Here is a 16,847-nt window from a genome sequence, read left to right on the forward strand (position 1 = left end):
CGATATTTTTTTAAAGGGAGAAAGCAGACTGCCGCGGCGGCGCGCGGGTATCGGGGTAAAGCCAGGGGAAAAAGTGCCAGTAGCTGACCGCCTGACGCGGCGGCTTAAGGCGAAGCCGTTGCAGCACCACGCAGAGCAGGACGATCAGCGCCAGCATCATGCCAGGTACATGCGCTAACAGCACGCAGTAACCGCACGCTTCCGCATGGTCGACAGGCATCGTATGCGGCGTATCGCCATGATGCGCGTCCATCGACATCATGCTCATGTCATGATGCATGCCCGGCATGGCACTCATGGGATCTTTCTGCAAGGAGACGGAGATAAGCGGCGCTACCACGATCAGCAGGATCGCAAACAGCGCGGTCAAGGCCGCTGCGCGTTTCCAGGTGTGCTGATGCAGTACGTTGCCCACTTTCCCTCCATTCAAGAGGCAAGCATTGTAAATGATTTATGACAAAAGGGTTAATGCGAGAGGTGCGATGAGATAAAAAAAGGGCCGGCCTTTCGGCCAGCCCTTTCTAACAGGATGTCGCTTAAGCGAATCTTAGTTCAGACGCTCTTTAATACGAGCAGACTTACCAGTACGCTCACGCAGGTAGTACAGTTTAGCTTTACGTACAGCACCACGACGTTTAACAGCAATGCTGTCAACTACCGGAGAGTGAGTCTGGAAGACACGCTCAACGCCTTCGCCGTTGGAAATTTTACGAACAGTGAATGCAGAGTGCAGACCGCGGTTACGAATAGCGATAACCACGCCCTCGAATGCCTGCAGACGTTTTTTGGAACCTTCAACAACCCATACTTTCACTTCCACGGTGTCACCTGGACGGAAGGAAGGTACGTCCTGCTTCATCTGCTCTTGTTCAAGTTGCTTAATAATGTTGCTCATAATTTAATCTCTTATCCTGGGTAAACTGATATTCGGGAGCGTATTACGCCTTCCCATCATGTTCATGCTGCTGGTTCGCGTGTTCAGTTTTGAACTCGGCCAGCAACTTTGCTTGCTCTTCAGTCAGAGCCAGGTTTTCCAGAAGTTCAGGTCTTCTAAGCCAGGTTCGGCCCAGCGACTGCTTCAAACGCCAGCGACGTATCTCGGCATGGTTTCCAGACAGTAACACCGCCGGGACTTCCATCCCTTCTAACACTTCAGGACGAGTATAGTGTGGGCAGTCCAGCAACCCATCGGCAAAGGAATCTTCCGTTGCCGAAGCTTCATGGCCCAGTACACCCGGAATGAACCGGGCAACGGAGTCAATCAGCGTCATCGCTGGTAACTCACCACCGCTGAGAACGTAATCGCCGATAGACCATTCTTCGTCAATCTCGGTTTGAATTACGCGCTCATCTATCCCTTCGTAGCGACCACAGACCAGAATCAGCTTTTGATTCGTCGCCAGTTCGCTCACGCCCGCTTGATCAAGCTTGCGTCCCTGAGGTGACAGATAAATCACCTTTGCGCCTTCACCTGCCGCGGCTTTTGCTGTGTGAATGGCATCCCGCAAGGGTTGTACCATCATCAACATCCCCGGTCCGCCGCCGTAAGGACGATCGTCCACGGTACGGTGCCGGTCATGCGTGAAGTCACGAGGACTCCAGCTCTGGATGCTCAGCAGGCCATTCTTTACTGCCCGGCCAGTTACCCCGTAATCGGTAATCGCGCGGAACATTTCAGGAAACAGGCTAATTATGCCAATCCACATAGCGCCGTCTTTTACCGTTTATCCGGAGAATTTAAAAACCAGGATCCCAATCTACTTCAATGGTTTGAGTAGTGAGATCGACTTTCTTGATAACCTGTCCATCGAGGAACGGGACCAACCGCTCCTTGATGCCAAATGCATCTTTCAGGTTTGCCTTAATGACGAGAACGTCATTTGACCCGGTTTCCATCATATCGATGACTTTTCCCAGGCTGTAGCCTTCGGTAGTGACTACCTGGCAACCCATAAGGTCTTTCCAGTAGTAGTCGCCCTCTTCCAGCTGCGGCAACTGCGACGAATCCACGACAATTTCACAATTAGTCAGCGCATTCGCGGCATCACGATCGTCAATGCCTTTCAGCTTGATGATGATGTCCTGATTGTGGTGACGCCAGCTTTCCAGCTCGACCTCTTCCCACTTACCGGCTTTCTGGATAAACCAGGGCTGGTAATCAAAAATGCTATCAGCGTCTTCAGTGGAGGAAAACACTCTGAGCCAACCACGGATACCGTAGCAAGAACCCATTTTTCCCAATACGATCGGTTCAACAGGTGCTTTATTGCTCATCATGACCACCGTGACAGATTAAGCTGCTTTGTTTGCTGCTTTGATCAGCGTAGCAACGCGATCGGAAACAGTAGCGCCCTGGCCAACCCAGTGAGCGATACGATCCAGATCCAGACGAGTTTCTTCTTCTGCGCCAGCGGCCAGTGGGTTGAAGAAACCAACGCGCTCGATGAAGCGACCGTTGCGTGCATTACGGCTGTCAGTGACAACAACCTGGTAGAACGGACGCTTTTTAGCGCCGTGACGAGCTAAACGAATAGTTACCATAACATCCTCTTGTGTGAATAAAACAACCGGGCCCCATCGAGGAACGGAGCCCGGGTGTCATATTAAAAGCCCGAAAATTTTACTCATTTTCGGGCAAAAAGCAATCTCAAAAGCGATTATCGCCCAGGAAAGCCGGGTGGCATCATGCCTTTCATCCCGCGCATCATCTTCGCCATGCCACCTTTCTTCATTTTCTTCATCATGCGCTGCATGTCGTCGAACTGTTTCAGAAGGCGGTTAACGTCCTGCACCTGCATGCCGCAACCGGCTGCGATACGGCGTTTACGGGAACCTTTGATGATGTCCGGGTTAGCGCGTTCTTTCAACGTCATCGAGTTGATGATCGCCTCCATACGCACCAGCACTTTATCATCCATCTGCGCTTTCACGTTGTCTGGGATCTGCCCCATGCCCGGCAGTTTGCCCATCAGGCTGGCCATGCCGCCCATGTTTTTCATCTGGCGCAACTGCTCAAGGAAGTCGGTCAGATCGAAACCGTCGCCTTTTTTCAGCTTGCTGGCGAGTTTTTCCGCCTGCGCACGGTCAACCTTGCTCTCGATATCTTCAATCAGCGACAGCACGTCGCCCATGCCGAGGATACGGGAGGCAATACGATCCGGGTGGAACGGCTCCAGCGCTTCGGTTTTCTCGCCCACGCCAAGGAATTTAATCGGCTTACCGGTGATGTGGCGAATCGAGAGCGCCGCACCGCCGCGGGCGTCGCCGTCCACTTTGGTCAGCACCACGCCGGTTAACGGCAGCGCTTCGTTAAACGCTTTCGCGGTATTCGCCGCATCCTGACCGGTCATGGCGTCGACAACAAACAGGGTCTCTACCGGGTTGATAGAGGCATGCACCTGCTTGATCTCATCCATCATCGCTTCGTCAACGTGCAGACGACCGGCGGTATCCACCAGCAGCACGTCGTAGAATTTCAGCTTCGCCTCTTTCAGCGCGGCGTTAACGATGTCGACAGGCTTCTGGGCCACGTCTGACGGGAAGAAATCTACACCAACCTGCTCGGCCAGGGTTTCCAGCTGTTTGATCGCCGCCGGGCGATAGACGTCCGCAGAGACCACCAGCACTTTCTTCTTGTGCTTCTCACGCAGGAATTTACCCAGCTTACCGACGCTGGTCGTTTTACCCGCCCCCTGCAGGCCTGCCATCAGCACCACGGCCGGTGGCTGAGCCGCCAGGTTAAGCACCTGGTTCTCTTCGCCCATCGCCGAAACCAGTTCGTTACGAACGATTTTGACGAACTCCTGACCCGGGGTCAGGCTCTTGTTAACTTCATGACCAACCGCCTTCTCTTTAACGCGGTTGATAAAATCACGAACAACCGGCAACGCGACATCTGCTTCCAGCAGCGCCATGCGCACTTCGCGCAGCGTTTCCTTGATGTTCTCTTCAGTAAGGCGTCCGCGGCCGCTGATGTTGCGCAGCGTGCGCGACAAACGATCGGTTAAATTATCAAACATTGTCTCTCGCCTGAGTAGAAACGTTGGGCCGCATTGAGCGACACATACACAGAATTTTGCCGGAGTATAACATGAAGGCGTCTTTGTTGTTATGCAACGGTTGGAGCAGGCGTCACGTAACGTTATACTGCTTCTCTTTCTTATTAAGACAACTGTCGATGCCTATATGCCTGTTTTCGCACTGATCGCCCTTGTTGCCTACTCTGTCAGCCTCGCGCTGATCGTTCCCGGACTGCTGCAAAAAAACAGCGGCTGGCGGCGCATGGCTATTCTTTCCGCGGTGATCGCACTGATAAGCCACGCGTTTGCGCTGGAATCACGTATCATCCCCGGCGACGGCAGCGTGCAAAACCTGAGCGTCCTCAACGTCGGCTCGCTGGTCAGTTTGATGATCTGTACGGTAATGACCATCGTGGCGTCTAAAAATCGCGGCTGGCTGCTGCTACCGATTGTCTATACCTTCGCGCTGATCAATCTGGCCTTAGCCACCTTTATGCCCAATGAATTCATTACGCATCTGGAAGCGACGCCGGGGATGCTGGTGCATATCGGCCTGTCGCTGTTTGCCTACGCGACGTTGATCATCGCGGCGCTTTACGCTATGCAGCTCGCCTGGATTGACTACCAGTTGAAAAACAAAAAGCTGGCGTTTAACCATGAAATGCCGCCGCTGATGGTCATTGAGCGTAAGATGTTCCACATCACCCAGGTCGGGGTGGTGCTTCTGACGCTCACGCTCTGCACAGGCCTGTTCTACATGAAGAACCTGTTCAGCGTAGAGAATATCGATAAAGCGGTGCTCTCCATCATCGCGTGGTTTGTCTATATTGTCCTGTTATGGGGCCATTATCATGAAGGCTGGCGCGGTCGCCGCGTGGTCTGGTTCAACGTCGCGGGGGCGGGCATTCTCACCCTTGCCTATTTTGGCAGCCGCTTCATACAGCAATTTGCTGGCTAAGAAACAAAGGAGTTCCCCCTGGAACACATCTCTACCACCACGCTGATCGTTATCCTGATCGTCATGGTGGTCATCTCCGCCTATTTCTCCGGCTCGGAAACCGGCATGATGACCTTAAACCGCTACCGGTTACGTCATCGTGCCAAGCAGGGTAACCGTGCCGCACGTCGCGTTGAAAAACTGCTCCGCAAGCCGGATCAACTGATAAGCCTGGTGCTCATCGGTAATAACCTCGTCAATATTCTTGCCTCTGCTCTGGGCACCATCGTCGGTATGCGTCTGTACGGCAACGCCGGGGTCGCTATCGCCACCGGCGTGCTGACGTTTGTGGTACTGGTGTTTGCTGAAGTGCTGCCTAAGACCATCGCCGCGCTTTACCCGGAGAAAGTCGCCTACCCGAGCAGCTTCCTGCTGGCGCCGCTGCAAATCCTGATGATGCCGCTGGTCTGGTTGCTGAATATGGTGACGCGCGTACTGATGCGGATGGTGGGCATCAAAGCCGATGTCACCATCAGCAGCGCGCTCAGCAAAGAGGAACTGCGCACCATCGTGCACGAATCCCGCACGCAGATTTCCCGGCGCAATCAGGACATGCTCCTGTCGGTGCTGGATCTGGAAAAAGTGAGCGTGAACGACATCATGGTGCCGCGGAACGAAATCGTCGGCATTGATATCAATGACGACTGGAAAGCCATCGTCCGCCAGCTGACACACTCCCCGCACGGGCGCATCGTGCTCTATCGCGACTCGCTGGATGATGCCATCAGCATGCTGCGCGTGCGTGAAGCGTACCGCCTGATGACCGAGAAAAAAGAGTTCACCAAAGAGGTTATGCTGCGCGCCGCCGACGAAATTTACTATGTGCCGGAAGGAACACCGCTCAGCACGCAGCTGGTTAAATTCCAGCGCAACAAGAAAAAAGTCGGTCTGGTCGTCAATGAATACGGCGACATTCAGGGACTGGTGACGGTCGAAGATATTCTGGAAGAGATAGTCGGCGACTTTACTACGTCAATGTCGCCTTCCCTCGCGGAAGAGGTCACCCCGCAAAACGACGGTTCAGTGCTGATTGACGGGAGCGCGAACATTCGCGAACTCAATAAAGCCTTTAACTGGCATTTGCCGGAAGATGAAGCGCGTACGATTAACGGGATGATTCTGGAAGCGCTGGAGGAGATCCCGGCGGCAGGCACGCGGGTGCGCATTGAGCAGTACGATATTGATATCCTGGACGTGCAGGACAATATGATTAAGCAGGTGAAGGTTCTGCCCGTCACGCCGCTTCGGGAAAGTATTGCCGAATAAAATGTAGGCCGGGTAAGGCGAACGCCGCCACCCGGCACTACAGGTAGCAAATTACGCTTTCGCTTTCGCCACGGTCACCATCGCAGCGCGAATGGTACGACCGTTCAGGGTATACCCTTTCTGCATCACGCCCAGCACTTTACCGGCTTCAATCTCTTCAGATTCGACCATCGCAATCGCCTGGTGAACGTTTGGATCCAGCGGAACGTTGGTATCGGCAATCACTTCCACGCCAAACTTACGCACCACGTCGAGCATGGATTTCAGCGTCAGTTCGATACCTTCGATCATCGCCGCATTGTCCGGGTTCGCTTTATCAGCCACTTCCAGGGCGCGATCGAGGCTATCAATCACCGGCAGCAGTTCGTTGACGAATTTCTCCAGCGCGAATTTATGCGCCTTCTCAACGTCCTGCTCGGTACGACGACGCAGGTTTTCCATTTCCGCCTTAATGCGCAGAACACTTTCGCGTTCGCGATTCTGTGCTTCTACCAGTTGGGCTTCCAGATTCGCAATTTTTTCATCGCGCGGGTCCACCTGCTCAGCAGATGCGTCTGGCTCTACTGCCTCAACTTCATCGTGCTGTTCCGTGATAATTTCTTCAGGGGCTTGCCCCTCAGGCGTTTTCTGTTCTTTACTACTCATGAATTTCTCCGCGTTTTTCTGCATTCATCTCGCTAACTTCGCTTATTATGGGGATCAGTTTCCTGGATTCAAGGGAACAAGAGAGATTGTCATCATTCATCAGGCACAAGGACCTCCAGAAAATGAATAATCATTTCAGGTGTATTGGGATCGTCGGGCATCCGCGTCACCCTACCGCATTGACGACACATGAAATGTTGTATCGCTGGTTGTGTAGCAAAGGCTATGAAGTGATGGTCGAGCAGCAGATTGCGCAGGAGCTGCAGCTCAAGAGCGTCAAAACCGGCACGCTGGCAGAGATTGGTCAACAGGCCGATCTCGCCGTGGTGGTGGGCGGTGACGGAAACATGCTCGGTGCCGCACGCACGCTGGCGCGCTATGATATCAAGGTTATCGGCATCAACCGAGGCAATCTCGGCTTTTTAACCGATCTCGACCCGGACAACGCGCAACAGCAACTGGCTGACGTGCTGGAAGGTCACTATATCAGCGAAAAGCGCTTCTTACTGGAAGCGCAGGTGTGCCAGCAGGACTGCCAGAAGCGCATCAGCACCGCGATTAACGAGGTCGTACTTCACCCCGGTAAAGTGGCGCATATGATTGAGTTCGAAGTCTATATCGACGAAATCTTTGCCTTCTCGCAGCGCTCTGACGGGCTGATTATCTCCACCCCAACCGGCTCTACCGCCTACTCACTTTCTGCGGGTGGCCCCATTCTGACGCCCTCGCTGGATGCCATTACCCTGGTGCCGATGTTCCCGCACACGCTCTCCGCCCGCCCGTTGGTCATCAACGGTGACAGCACGATACGTCTGCGCTTCTCGCACCGCCGTAACGACCTGGAGATCAGCTGCGACAGCCAGATTGCGCTGCCGATCCAGGAAGGTGAAGATGTTCTCATTCGCCGATGCGATTACCACCTGAACCTGATTCACCCGAAAGATTACAGCTATTTCAACACATTAAGCTCGAAGCTCGGCTGGTCAAAAAAATTGTTCTGATTTTACATCCAGGACTTTACTGTATAAAAAACCAGTTTATACTGTATGAAAACACAGTCATGGTTTTTCATACAGGAAAACAATTATGCTGGCACAACTGACCATCAGCAACTTTGCCATAGTTCGTGAGCTTGAGATCGATTTCCACAGCGGCATGACGGCGATCACCGGGGAAACCGGTGCGGGTAAATCCATTGCCATTGATGCCCTCGGCTTGTGCCTTGGCGGCCGCGCCGAGGGAGACATGGTGCGCAGGGGCGCAAACCGCGCCGACCTGTGCGCTCGCTTCTCCCTGAAAGACACGCCTGCCGCCCAGCGCTGGCTCGAACAGAACCAGCTTGAAGATGGGCGTGAGTGTTTACTTCGCCGCGTGATCAGCAGCGACGGCCGTTCCCGTGGTTTTATCAATGGCACGGCGGTCCCCCTCTCTCAGCTTCGCGAACTCGGCCAGCTGCTTATTCAGATCCACGGTCAGCACGCGCATCAGCAGTTAGTCAAACCAGAACAGCAGAAAGCATTGCTTGATGGCTATGCGGGTGAGTACGCGCTTACTCAGCTTATGGCTGAACACTACCGTCTGTGGCATCAGAGCTGCCGGGAGCTGGCTCAGCATCAGCAGCAAAGCCAGGAGCGCGCCGCGCGTGCGGAGCTGCTGGCGTACCAGCTTAAGGAGCTGAACGAATTCAATCCGCAGGCGGGTGAGTTTGAGCAAATCGACGAGGAGTACAAGCGCCTCGCCAACAGTGGCCACCTGCTCTCAACCAGCCAGAATGCGCTCAATATGCTCGCTGATGGCGAAGACGCGAACCTGCAGAGCCAGCTCTATAGCGTTCGTCAGCTGATCACCGAGCTGGCAGGCATGGACAGCAAACTCTCTGGCGTACTGGATATGCTGGAAGAGGCCGCGATTCAAATCTCAGAAGCCAGTGACGAACTGCGCCACTACTGTGAGCGTCTGGATCTCGACCCGAACCGTCTGTTTGAACTGGAACAGCGCATCTCCCGTCAGATCGCCCTGGCGCGTAAGCACCATGTTACGCCGGAAGAGCTGCCGGGCTACTATCAGGCTCTGCTGGAAGAGCAGCAGCAGCTTGACGATCAGGCTGACTCGCAGGAAACCCTTTCTCTGGCGGTGAACCTGCATCATGAACAGGCGCTGGCCACAGCGCAAAAGCTGCATGAAATCCGTCAGCATTACGCTCAGGAACTCAGCCAGCACATCACCGACAGCATGCATACCCTGGCAATGCCGCACGGTGTGTTCACCATTGATGTTCGCTTTGAAGAGCATCACCTGACGGCGGAAGGTGCGGATCGCATTGAGTTCCGTGTCACCACCAACCCGGGCCAACCGCTACAGGCTATCTCCAAAGTCGCCTCCGGCGGCGAGCTGTCGCGTATTGCGCTGGCGATTCAGGTTATTACCGCGCGTAAAATGGAAACCCCGGCGCTGATTTTCGATGAGGTGGATGTCGGGATCAGCGGTCCAACGGCGGCGGTTGTCGGCAAACTGCTGCGTCAGTTAGGCGAATCAACGCAGGTGATGTGCGTCACTCACCTGCCGCAGGTTGCGGGCTGTGGTCATCATCACTTTATTGTCAGCAAAGAAACGGATGGCGAAATGACGGAAACGCACATGATACCGCTCGATAAACGTGCGCGTCTGCAGGAGCTGGCACGCCTGCTCGGCGGCAGTGAAGTCACGCGTAATACGCTCGCGAACGCGAAAGAACTGCTGGCGGCATAAACTTTTTCGGGATCTCAGGGTCATAGAGAACAACAAAAACGCCGCCAGACCGGTTTCAAAGTGGGGCAAGGTCTATTATCATCGGCATATTACATATGAGCCGCGTTCTGCTCGGGCCCGAAAAGGAATCAAATCACTATGCGTTGTAAAATGCTGACCGCTGCCGCAGCGGTTCTTCTGATGTTGACCGCAGGCTGTTCCACTCTGGAGAAAGTGGTTTACCGTCCTGACATCAACCAGGGGAACTACCTTACCCCTAACGATGTGTCCAAAATCCGTGTGGGGATGACACAACAGCAGGTCGCTTATGCACTGGGAACCCCGATGATGTCCGATCCGTTCGGCACTAACACCTGGTTCTATGTATTCCGTCAGCAGCCAGGCCACGAAGATGTGACCCAGCAGACCCTGACGCTGACTTTCAGCAGCGCCGGTGTGTTGACCAACATCGACAACAAACCTGCCCTGACCAAATAATCAGGCGTCAGAAATGCAAAAAGGTGCTCAATGAGCACCTTTTTTGTTTTCTGTTGATCCCCTCGCCCCTCTGGGGAGAGGGTTAAGGTGAGGGGTTGTAAGCACTACTTACTCGCCTTCTCGGCACGCTGGCGACGCAACTCTTTCGGGTCGGCAATCAGCGGACGATAAATCTCCACCCGATCGCCCTCTTTCAGCACGTCACCCAGCTTCACCGGACGGCTGTAAATACCGACCTTATTTTTCGCCAGGTCGATATCACTGCGAAGCTCGAGGATGCCGGACGCGCGGATAGCCGCTTCTACGGTCGCGCCCTCGTCCAGCATCACGCGCTGCAAATACTGTTTCTCTGGCAGCGCGTACACCACTTCCACAGCAATCTTATGCGACACTGTAAACCTCTTTGGCGCGGGTCGTGAACGCCTGAACCATATTCGAGGCCAGCTCTTTAAAGATGCGGCCAAACGCCAGCTCAATCAGCTTATTGGTAAACTCAAAGTCCAGATGGAACTCAATACGGCAGGCGTCCGCGCTCAGTGGGGTAAACTTCCAGCCCCCCATCAGCGTTTTAAACGGACCATCGACCAGATGCATCAAAATACTCTGATTGCTGGTCAGCGTATTGCGGGTGGTGAACGTCTTGCTGATCCCCGCTTTGGAGACATCCACCGCCGCGGTCATCTGCGTCGGGCCAGACTCCAGAACGCGGCTTCCGGTACACCCCGGAATAAATTCTGGATAAGACTGAACATCGTTCACTAACTGATACATCTGTTCCGCGCTGTAAGGCACAAGCGCAGTACGGCTAATCTGAGGCATAGCATTTTCCATGGTCACACAACGGACAAATAATAACATTTATCACCTGTTAAAAAAACGCTAAGCCTCATCTCGTGCTAAGATAGCGCGTTAGACCTCACAGGACGCAATGAGGTGACTTTTTGAAATCAGATTACCGACGGCTTTACGACACTTATGACGAAGAAAAAAGCACATAAACCAGGCTCGGCGACCATTGCGCTCAACAAGCGTGCGCGCCACGAGTATTTCATTGAAGAAGAATTCGAAGCTGGCCTTGCGTTGCAGGGCTGGGAAGTAAAATCGCTGCGCGCCGGGAAAGCCAATATCGGCGACAGCTACGTGATCCTGAAAGATGGCGAAGCTTTCCTGTTCGGCGCGAACTTTACGCCGCTGACCGTCGCCTCGTCACACTACGTGTGTGACCCAACGCGCACCCGTAAGCTGCTGCTAAATAAGCGTGAGCTAGAATCTCTCTACGGACGCATCAACCGCGAAGGTTTCACCGTGGTCGCCCTGTCGCTGTACTGGAAAAACGCCTGGTGCAAGGTGAAGGTTGGCGTCGCGAAGGGTAAAAAGCAGCACGACAAACGTACTGACCTGAAAGAGCGCGAGTGGCAGCTTGATAAAGCGCGCATCATGAAAAACGCAGGACGTTGATTCTGCACACTTATTGTACTATTCAATAAGTTAGCGTTCCGGGCTGGTATCCAGGAAGTAAAATCTGGTATACTCAGTTCAACACTATTGGGGCTGATTCTGGATTCGACGGGATTTGCGAAACCCAAGGTGCATGCCGAGGGGCGGTTTGCCTCGTTAAAAGCCGCAAAAAAATAGTCGCAAACGACGAAAACTACGCTTTAGCAGCTTAATAACCTGCTCTGAGCCCTCTCTCCCTAGCTTCCGCTCTTAAGACGGGGATCAAAGAGAGGTCAAACCCAAAAGAGATCGCGTGGAAGCCCTGCCTGGGGTTGAAGCGTTAAAACTAATCAGGCTAGTTCGTTAGTGGCGTGTCTGTCCGCAGCTGGCGTGCGAATGTAAAGACAAACTAAGCATGTAGTACCGAGGATGTAGAAATTTCGGACGCGGGTTCAACTCCCGCCAGCTCCACCAAATATAACGGCCTGATTCTCTTAGAGTTTCAGGCCGTTTTTCTTTGGGCGTGTGGCACAACTGTGACTCAGGAGTGTACCATATGCCATCAAACAACATCCCCCATTACCTCTATAAGCGTAACCACACCTGGTGGTTCAGGAAGCGTTTCGTATCTGAGGGCAATGCAATCGAATACAGACTGAGCCTGCAAACAGCAAGCTTTCAGCGTGCTCGTCTTCTTGCCCTGCGTTTACAGACACTCTGCTAACAGATGGTTGCTTCTTTGGGGGCCCCCAAGAAACTGAAGAATGGCGTGATGGACAAATCAGCACAAGAGCAAATCAGAGCAAAACTTCGAGCCAAAGTTGCCGAATGGACCGCCGAGGAAACAGAACATTGGTTCTGCGGCTCTACACGTAATGAAGGCAATCTGAACGATTATCTTGAGACATTAGATATGGTTGTCTCTGATTTGAAAGAACGCATCGCATACGATGATAAACCATCTCTGCACCGGGCCGAAGCAAGTACCGTTCTGGACGAACTGCCACACCTTAAAGCTACTCTCAGTGAATACGATTACCAAGTCATTGCTCGCATGGTGGCGCAAGCCAAGGTTAAATCCTTGCAGGATACCAGAGCAATTATTTCTTGGTGGGGATGCTGACTGGCTTACAACTAGCCCAGTTTCCTCACAAGAGATGCCCCATTCTGATGTTCATTTTCTTTCAGATATGATCAGCAAGTACCAAGCCGAGAACGCAAGCAAAGAACACTCGCAGAAGAGTCAGGACAAATATGCTCACTCGCTCGCACTGACCTTCAGTTTCTTCGGCAATGTGCCCATTTCGGAGATCTCATTATCCAGCGGTAGAGAGTTTCGTGAGTTACTTGCATCATTACCTGAGAAACTCAAAGCCAAAGAAATGCTCGAAACTCCACTGCTCGAGCTTATTTCTAAGAAAAAGGCGTCCAAAACTATCGCAACGGCTACTGCTAACGATCACCTTGAAAAGGTACGCCGCTTCTTTCAATGGATGCTAGATACAGGGTATCTGCCTGAAGACAATCCCATACCTAAAGAACCACTACCCGAGCCGAAACAGAGCAATAAAGCAGCGAGACATGCGACTTCTGACGAAGATGCAGTAAAAGTGTTTAAACATCAGATCTTTACTGAGCATCAAGGTCTTGTGACCACCAAAATTCAACATCCACATCACTTCTGGCTTCCTTTGCTCTGCCTCTTTACAGGCATTCGCCCGAACGAGGCATGTTTACTATATGTTGATGACATCGAGCTGGTGGGTAAGGTGTGGTGTATACGCATTGATAAGCGTTTTGATGAACAAAGGTTAAAAATGCCCAACGCCTTACGCTATATCCCTCTGCATAAGTGTCTACTGGAAATTGGCTTCTTGAGATATGTACATGATTTCCGCACTTTGGTAGGTGGAAACAGCCGACTATTCCCAGAGATTAAGGCGATCAAAGGCTACCACTCACATAAACCCGGAGAGTGGTTTAACCGTAACATTTGAATCGCCACGGATAATCTAGACACTTCCGAGCCGTTGATAATACTGGTTTTCATATTCTGTCGGTGACATCTGTTCGCTAGAACCATGCCGACGCTTACTGTTATAAAACATTTCGATGTAATCAAAAATATCACTGCGGGCTTCTTCCCGCGTTCCGTAGATCTTTTTCTTTATCCGTTCACGTTTCAACAACTGGAAAAAACTTTCTGCAACCGCATTATCATGGCAGTTACCGCGACGGCTCATGCTACCCTCCAGGCCGTGTGATTTCAGGAACGACTGCCACTCATGGCTTGTGTACTGACTGCCCTGATCCGAATGAACCAGCACCTGTTTTTCGGGATTACGCCGCCATACAGCCATCAGCAGTGCGTTCAGGACAATGTCCTTTGTCATCCGGGATTGCATGGACCAGCCGATAATTTTGCGTGAGAACAGATCAACAACAACGGCAAGATACAGCCAGCCTTCGTGGGTCCTGATGTAGGTTATGTCCGTTACCCAACGCTCATCAGGAGCATCCGGATTGAACTGTCGCTGGAGCCTGTTGGGTGACACGATACTGGCCTCGCCTTTACGTGCCCGCGGGCTTCGGTATCCGACCTGAGCCTTTATTCCGACACGTTTCATCAGTCTCCAGACTCTGTTTACTCCGCACTGTTGCCCGCTGTCACGCAGATCCAGATGGATTTTGCGATAACCATAGACGCATCCCGATTCCAGCCAGAACTGTTTAATCTGTCCTGTCAGTCTCAGGTCTGCCTGATGGCGTTGTGAATGCGGCTGCTGAAGCCAGGCGTAAAAACCACTGGGATGAACATCCAGCACCCGACAGAGCAGGCGAACAGGCCAGCAACAGGAGTTGTCACGGATAAAGGCGTACCTCAGTCGGACAGCTTTGCGAAGTACGCCGCGGCTTTTTTTAATATGTCCCGTTCGTCGGTAACCCGTTTCAGCTCTTTCTGGAGACGGCGGATCTCGGCCTGAGCATCTGACTGTTCTTTATTAGTGGAAGAATCCGGACCGTACTTCTTTATCCAGGCATAAAGGCTGTGGGTGGTGATATCGAGACGTGTTGCAACGCTGGCAACAGAATAACCGCGATCAACAACCTGTTTGACTGCTTCAGTTTTAAACTCTTCAGGATAACGCTTACCGCTCATGGGCACCTCTCTTTAAGTCATCTTAAATGACTCTGAGGTGTCTGTTAAACGCGTGGCGATTCACCTCGCGGTAAGCAGGGCCTAGATCCGAGTTCAACTCTTTATACCTTCAGACACGCTTTTCGCGACAAGTTAGTAATGCTGAATGCAACTGATGAATACCTAAACCGTTTAATGGGACATCAAGGTAGCCCCTATGGTAGTTCATTGTTAACCGATGTTACTTGTATGAAGGAGCTCATCGATAAGATTGAGTTTGCAAGCATTGTTCACGGCATTAAACCTTATGCAAACTTACAAGACTTCCGTAACGTAGCTGGGAGGACGAAATGTGCACATGAACAAGACGTTGGATGACGGTTACCTCACAGTCAAAGATTACGGAACCCTCGCACGGAGATCACGAAAACAGATAGATAACGAAGGGGCAATCCTCACTTTCAGCAACGGGGAGGTAAGAGCCAAAATTCTTCCTCTGGTGAAAAACGGTGTGGTCCGTTTCTACTTATGGGATAAAGGGGACTGGAGAGCTTGTAGTTGGAAATAGCCCCCAGCCATAAATGAATTCAGCTTCCAGTTAGGAGTTGGATTCATCTCTTTAAGGTTTTATTTGAAAGTAAATTTTGCTTAAGGAGAAAAGCCTTACAATTACACATCTATAACCCACAACCGCAAGAAAATATTTATCGATAAAAATCAATAAGATAACATTGTCGCGCTCACGGAATTTGCTTTTAACAACAATATTGAGAGACAATCCTCATGGGTGGTCACCACATGACTAGAGACATTTCACCCATTTAACTACTCACGGCATAATACTTGAATCCCAATAAGGACATAGAAATGAGCATTACTATATATTCAATGTATAATAATAAAGGCGGTGTAGGAAAAACCACATTAGGATTTAATATTGCATCACAATATGCATATAATAATCCAAGAACTCAGGTTCTAGTAATCGATATGTGCCCGCAAGCAAACATTTCGCAATACTTGCTAGGTGGAGCACATAACGGATATAGGAACAACCAGACCCTACAAGCTCAGCAGACCAGAGGGAATGTTGTTGGTTTTTTCGATTGGTTACTAAAAGGTAATTCAAACTTCACAAACATACGCCGTTCATTTAAAGTCCAAGTTAACCAATATAATAACCGCTTGAGTGATAATCTATATCTAATTGCTGGTGATTCGTTTTTAGAGTCTTTAACCTTAGCTCTTAGCTATGCAGTTATTAACCCGGCGAATAGAAATGCCTGGCCAGAATTCATGACTGCATTGAGAAGACTCTGTACGCTTGAGTTCGATAGTCAGCAATATGATAATTTAGTAGTTTTTATTGATTGCAACCCCAGTTTTTCTATATATACTCAAATGGCCCTTGTCTCATCAGACAGGTTGGTTATTCCGATGATGGCAGACTACTCATCTCTTGAGGGGCTAAAAGGAATAACAACTTTACTTTATGGAATTTATCCCACTGCAGCATCTCAGACTTATGCTCAGAATATTGTTACCTTCCATAGCCAAGTCGCACAATATCAATTAAGCCTCCCCAAAATGGACCGTTTTGTTTTCAATAACTTTACCACAAATGTTGGTGTTGCAACGGCTTATAATTCAATACAGAATGATTTATCGCTATTCGGTTATCAACTATATAGCCACCACAATCATTTATTTAGCCCTTCGCAAACACCAGTTAACAATGTGGCCGATTGGAGCAATAACTACCTTTCTGAAGTTAAAGATTTCCATACTTCTGGAAAAGTATCCGCAAGTCTTGGTATTCCGCTATTTTTACTACCCTATCAGACAAATTACACAATGCCGGATGGTCAGAATGTAAATGTCGTTAGAGCTAGATACCTAGAGGCACGTAACAACATGAGTGATTTAGTGGCCACTTTTTAATACTAACGTATTCCTCACTTGAAATTAGCAAGTTTGGTGTGCCATACTGCTGTGACATTGATTCCCGCTACATTGCTCAAAGAATCAGATAGTTAGTATTTGGTGTCGCTTTCAGCCAGCCCACCAAAATTCTCCATCGGTGATTACCAGAGTCATCCGATGAAGTCCTGAAAGCCCG

19 protein-coding genes and 1 other RNA gene are annotated in these 16,847 nt (G+C 51.2%); 10 read left to right on the forward strand and 10 right to left on the reverse strand.

Annotated features, from left to right (window positions below):
• Positions 1–10 precede the first annotated feature (10 nt).
• The 6 genes from L383_RS11000 to ffh form a co-directional block, all read right to left on the reverse strand.
• A complete protein-coding gene (locus L383_RS11000) occupies positions 11–415 on the reverse strand; it encodes a DUF2946 domain-containing protein (RefSeq protein WP_023331112.1) in 405 nt (134 codons plus the stop codon).
• Positions 416–547: 132 nt separating this feature from the next.
• Complete coding sequence (rplS, locus tag L383_RS10995) at positions 548–895, reverse strand: 50S ribosomal protein L19 (protein WP_002914145.1); 348 nt, start codon at positions 893–895, stop codon at positions 548–550.
• A gap of 43 nt (positions 896–938) precedes the next feature.
• Positions 939–1,706: a tRNA (guanosine(37)-N1)-methyltransferase TrmD gene (gene trmD / locus L383_RS10990; protein WP_014884877.1), complete on the reverse strand. Its 768-nt coding sequence runs from the start codon at positions 1,704–1,706 to the stop codon at positions 939–941.
• Between the two features lie 31 nt (positions 1,707–1,737).
• Positions 1,738–2,277: a ribosome maturation factor RimM gene (rimM, locus tag L383_RS10985; RefSeq protein WP_003863136.1), complete on the reverse strand. Its 540-nt coding sequence runs from the start codon at positions 2,275–2,277 to the stop codon at positions 1,738–1,740.
• Positions 2,278–2,292: 15 nt separating this feature from the next.
• Positions 2,293–2,541, reverse strand: coding sequence for a 30S ribosomal protein S16 (rpsP, locus tag L383_RS10980; protein WP_003863133.1), 249 nt, complete (start codon positions 2,539–2,541; stop codon positions 2,293–2,295).
• A gap of 116 nt (positions 2,542–2,657) precedes the next feature.
• On the reverse strand, positions 2,658–4,019 hold the full coding sequence (gene ffh / locus L383_RS10975) for a signal recognition particle protein (RefSeq protein ID WP_014884878.1): 1,362 nt from the start codon (positions 4,017–4,019) through the stop codon (positions 2,658–2,660).
• A gap of 166 nt (positions 4,020–4,185) precedes the next feature.
• Between ffh and L383_RS10970 the strand changes: the two genes are divergently transcribed.
• Positions 4,186–4,977 (forward strand): cytochrome C assembly family protein, encoded by a 792-nt coding sequence (locus tag L383_RS10970; protein WP_014884879.1) that lies wholly within the window; start codon positions 4,186–4,188, stop codon positions 4,975–4,977.
• Between the two features lie 18 nt (positions 4,978–4,995).
• Positions 4,996–6,282 carry an HlyC/CorC family transporter gene (locus L383_RS10965; RefSeq protein WP_032629440.1) on the forward strand — a complete coding sequence of 429 codons (1,287 nt, stop codon included), beginning with the start codon at positions 4,996–4,998 and terminating at the stop codon, positions 6,280–6,282.
• A gap of 51 nt (positions 6,283–6,333) precedes the next feature.
• On the opposite strand, the gene grpE is transcribed toward L383_RS10965, so the two are convergent.
• Positions 6,334–6,927 (reverse strand): nucleotide exchange factor GrpE, encoded by a 594-nt coding sequence (gene grpE / locus L383_RS10960; RefSeq protein WP_014884881.1) that lies wholly within the window; start codon positions 6,925–6,927, stop codon positions 6,334–6,336.
• 122 nt (positions 6,928–7,049) lie between these two features.
• Between grpE and nadK the strand changes: the two genes are divergently transcribed.
• The 3 genes from nadK (at position 7,050) to bamE (ending at position 10,152) form a co-directional block, all read left to right on the forward strand.
• The gene (gene nadK, locus L383_RS10955; RefSeq protein ID WP_008502500.1) at positions 7,050–7,928 is read left to right on the forward strand and encodes an NAD(+) kinase; all 879 of its coding nucleotides are present in this window, start codon (positions 7,050–7,052) and stop codon (positions 7,926–7,928) included.
• Positions 7,929–8,013: 85 nt separating this feature from the next.
• On the forward strand, positions 8,014–9,675 hold the full coding sequence (gene recN, locus L383_RS10950; RefSeq protein WP_023331114.1) for a DNA repair protein RecN: 1,662 nt from the start codon (positions 8,014–8,016) through the stop codon (positions 9,673–9,675).
• 138 nt (positions 9,676–9,813) lie between these two features.
• On the forward strand, positions 9,814–10,152 hold the full coding sequence (gene bamE, locus L383_RS10945; protein ID WP_014884883.1) for an outer membrane protein assembly factor BamE: 339 nt from the start codon (positions 9,814–9,816) through the stop codon (positions 10,150–10,152).
• 104 nt (positions 10,153–10,256) lie between these two features.
• Here bamE and L383_RS10940 read toward each other — a convergent pair whose 3' ends face one another.
• Together L383_RS10940 and L383_RS10935 are read right to left on the reverse strand one after the other, a co-directional pair.
• On the reverse strand, positions 10,257–10,544 hold the full coding sequence (locus L383_RS10940; RefSeq protein ID WP_023331115.1) for an RnfH family protein: 288 nt from the start codon (positions 10,542–10,544) through the stop codon (positions 10,257–10,259).
• Positions 10,534–10,971 (reverse strand): type II toxin-antitoxin system RatA family toxin, encoded by a 438-nt coding sequence (locus L383_RS10935; protein WP_014832955.1) that lies wholly within the window; start codon positions 10,969–10,971, stop codon positions 10,534–10,536. Before L383_RS10935 ends, L383_RS10940 begins: the two co-directional genes overlap by 11 nt.
• A gap of 156 nt (positions 10,972–11,127) precedes the next feature.
• Between L383_RS10935 and smpB the strand changes: the two genes are divergently transcribed.
• The 4 genes from smpB (at position 11,128) to L383_RS10920 (ending at position 13,586) form a co-directional block, all read left to right on the forward strand.
• Positions 11,128–11,610: an SsrA-binding protein SmpB gene (gene smpB / locus L383_RS10930; protein ID WP_008502505.1), complete on the forward strand. Its 483-nt coding sequence runs from the start codon at positions 11,128–11,130 to the stop codon at positions 11,608–11,610.
• An 89-nt stretch (positions 11,611–11,699) separates the two neighbouring features.
• Positions 11,700–12,063, forward strand: a transfer-messenger RNA (tmRNA) gene (ssrA, locus tag L383_RS25085).
• A 298-nt stretch (positions 12,064–12,361) separates the two neighbouring features.
• Complete coding sequence (locus L383_RS10925) at positions 12,362–12,712, forward strand: hypothetical protein (protein ID WP_149278394.1); 351 nt, start codon at positions 12,362–12,364, stop codon at positions 12,710–12,712.
• A gap of 34 nt (positions 12,713–12,746) precedes the next feature.
• Positions 12,747–13,586 (forward strand): site-specific integrase, encoded by an 840-nt coding sequence (locus L383_RS10920; protein ID WP_155857903.1) that lies wholly within the window; start codon positions 12,747–12,749, stop codon positions 13,584–13,586.
• A 15-nt stretch (positions 13,587–13,601) separates the two neighbouring features.
• On the opposite strand, the gene L383_RS0124055 is transcribed toward L383_RS10920, so the two are convergent.
• A protein-coding gene (locus L383_RS0124055; protein WP_085949497.1) for an IS3 family transposase occupies positions 13,602–14,749 on the reverse strand; the annotation gives its coding sequence in 2 pieces (ribosomal slippage) (positions 13,602–14,512 and positions 14,512–14,749; 1,149 coding nt in all).
• An 846-nt stretch (positions 14,750–15,595) separates the two neighbouring features.
• Between L383_RS0124055 and L383_RS25095 the strand changes: the two genes are divergently transcribed.
• Entirely contained in the window at positions 15,596–16,669 is a 1,074-nt protein-coding gene (locus L383_RS25095) for a ParA family protein (RefSeq protein ID WP_023331121.1), read from the forward strand.
• Positions 16,670–16,847: the final 178 nt, after the last annotated feature.

The sequence above is a fragment of the Enterobacter sp. MGH 37 genome (genome assembly GCF_000534515.1).
GTDB lineage: Bacteria > Pseudomonadota > Gammaproteobacteria > Enterobacterales > Enterobacteriaceae > Enterobacter > Enterobacter kobei.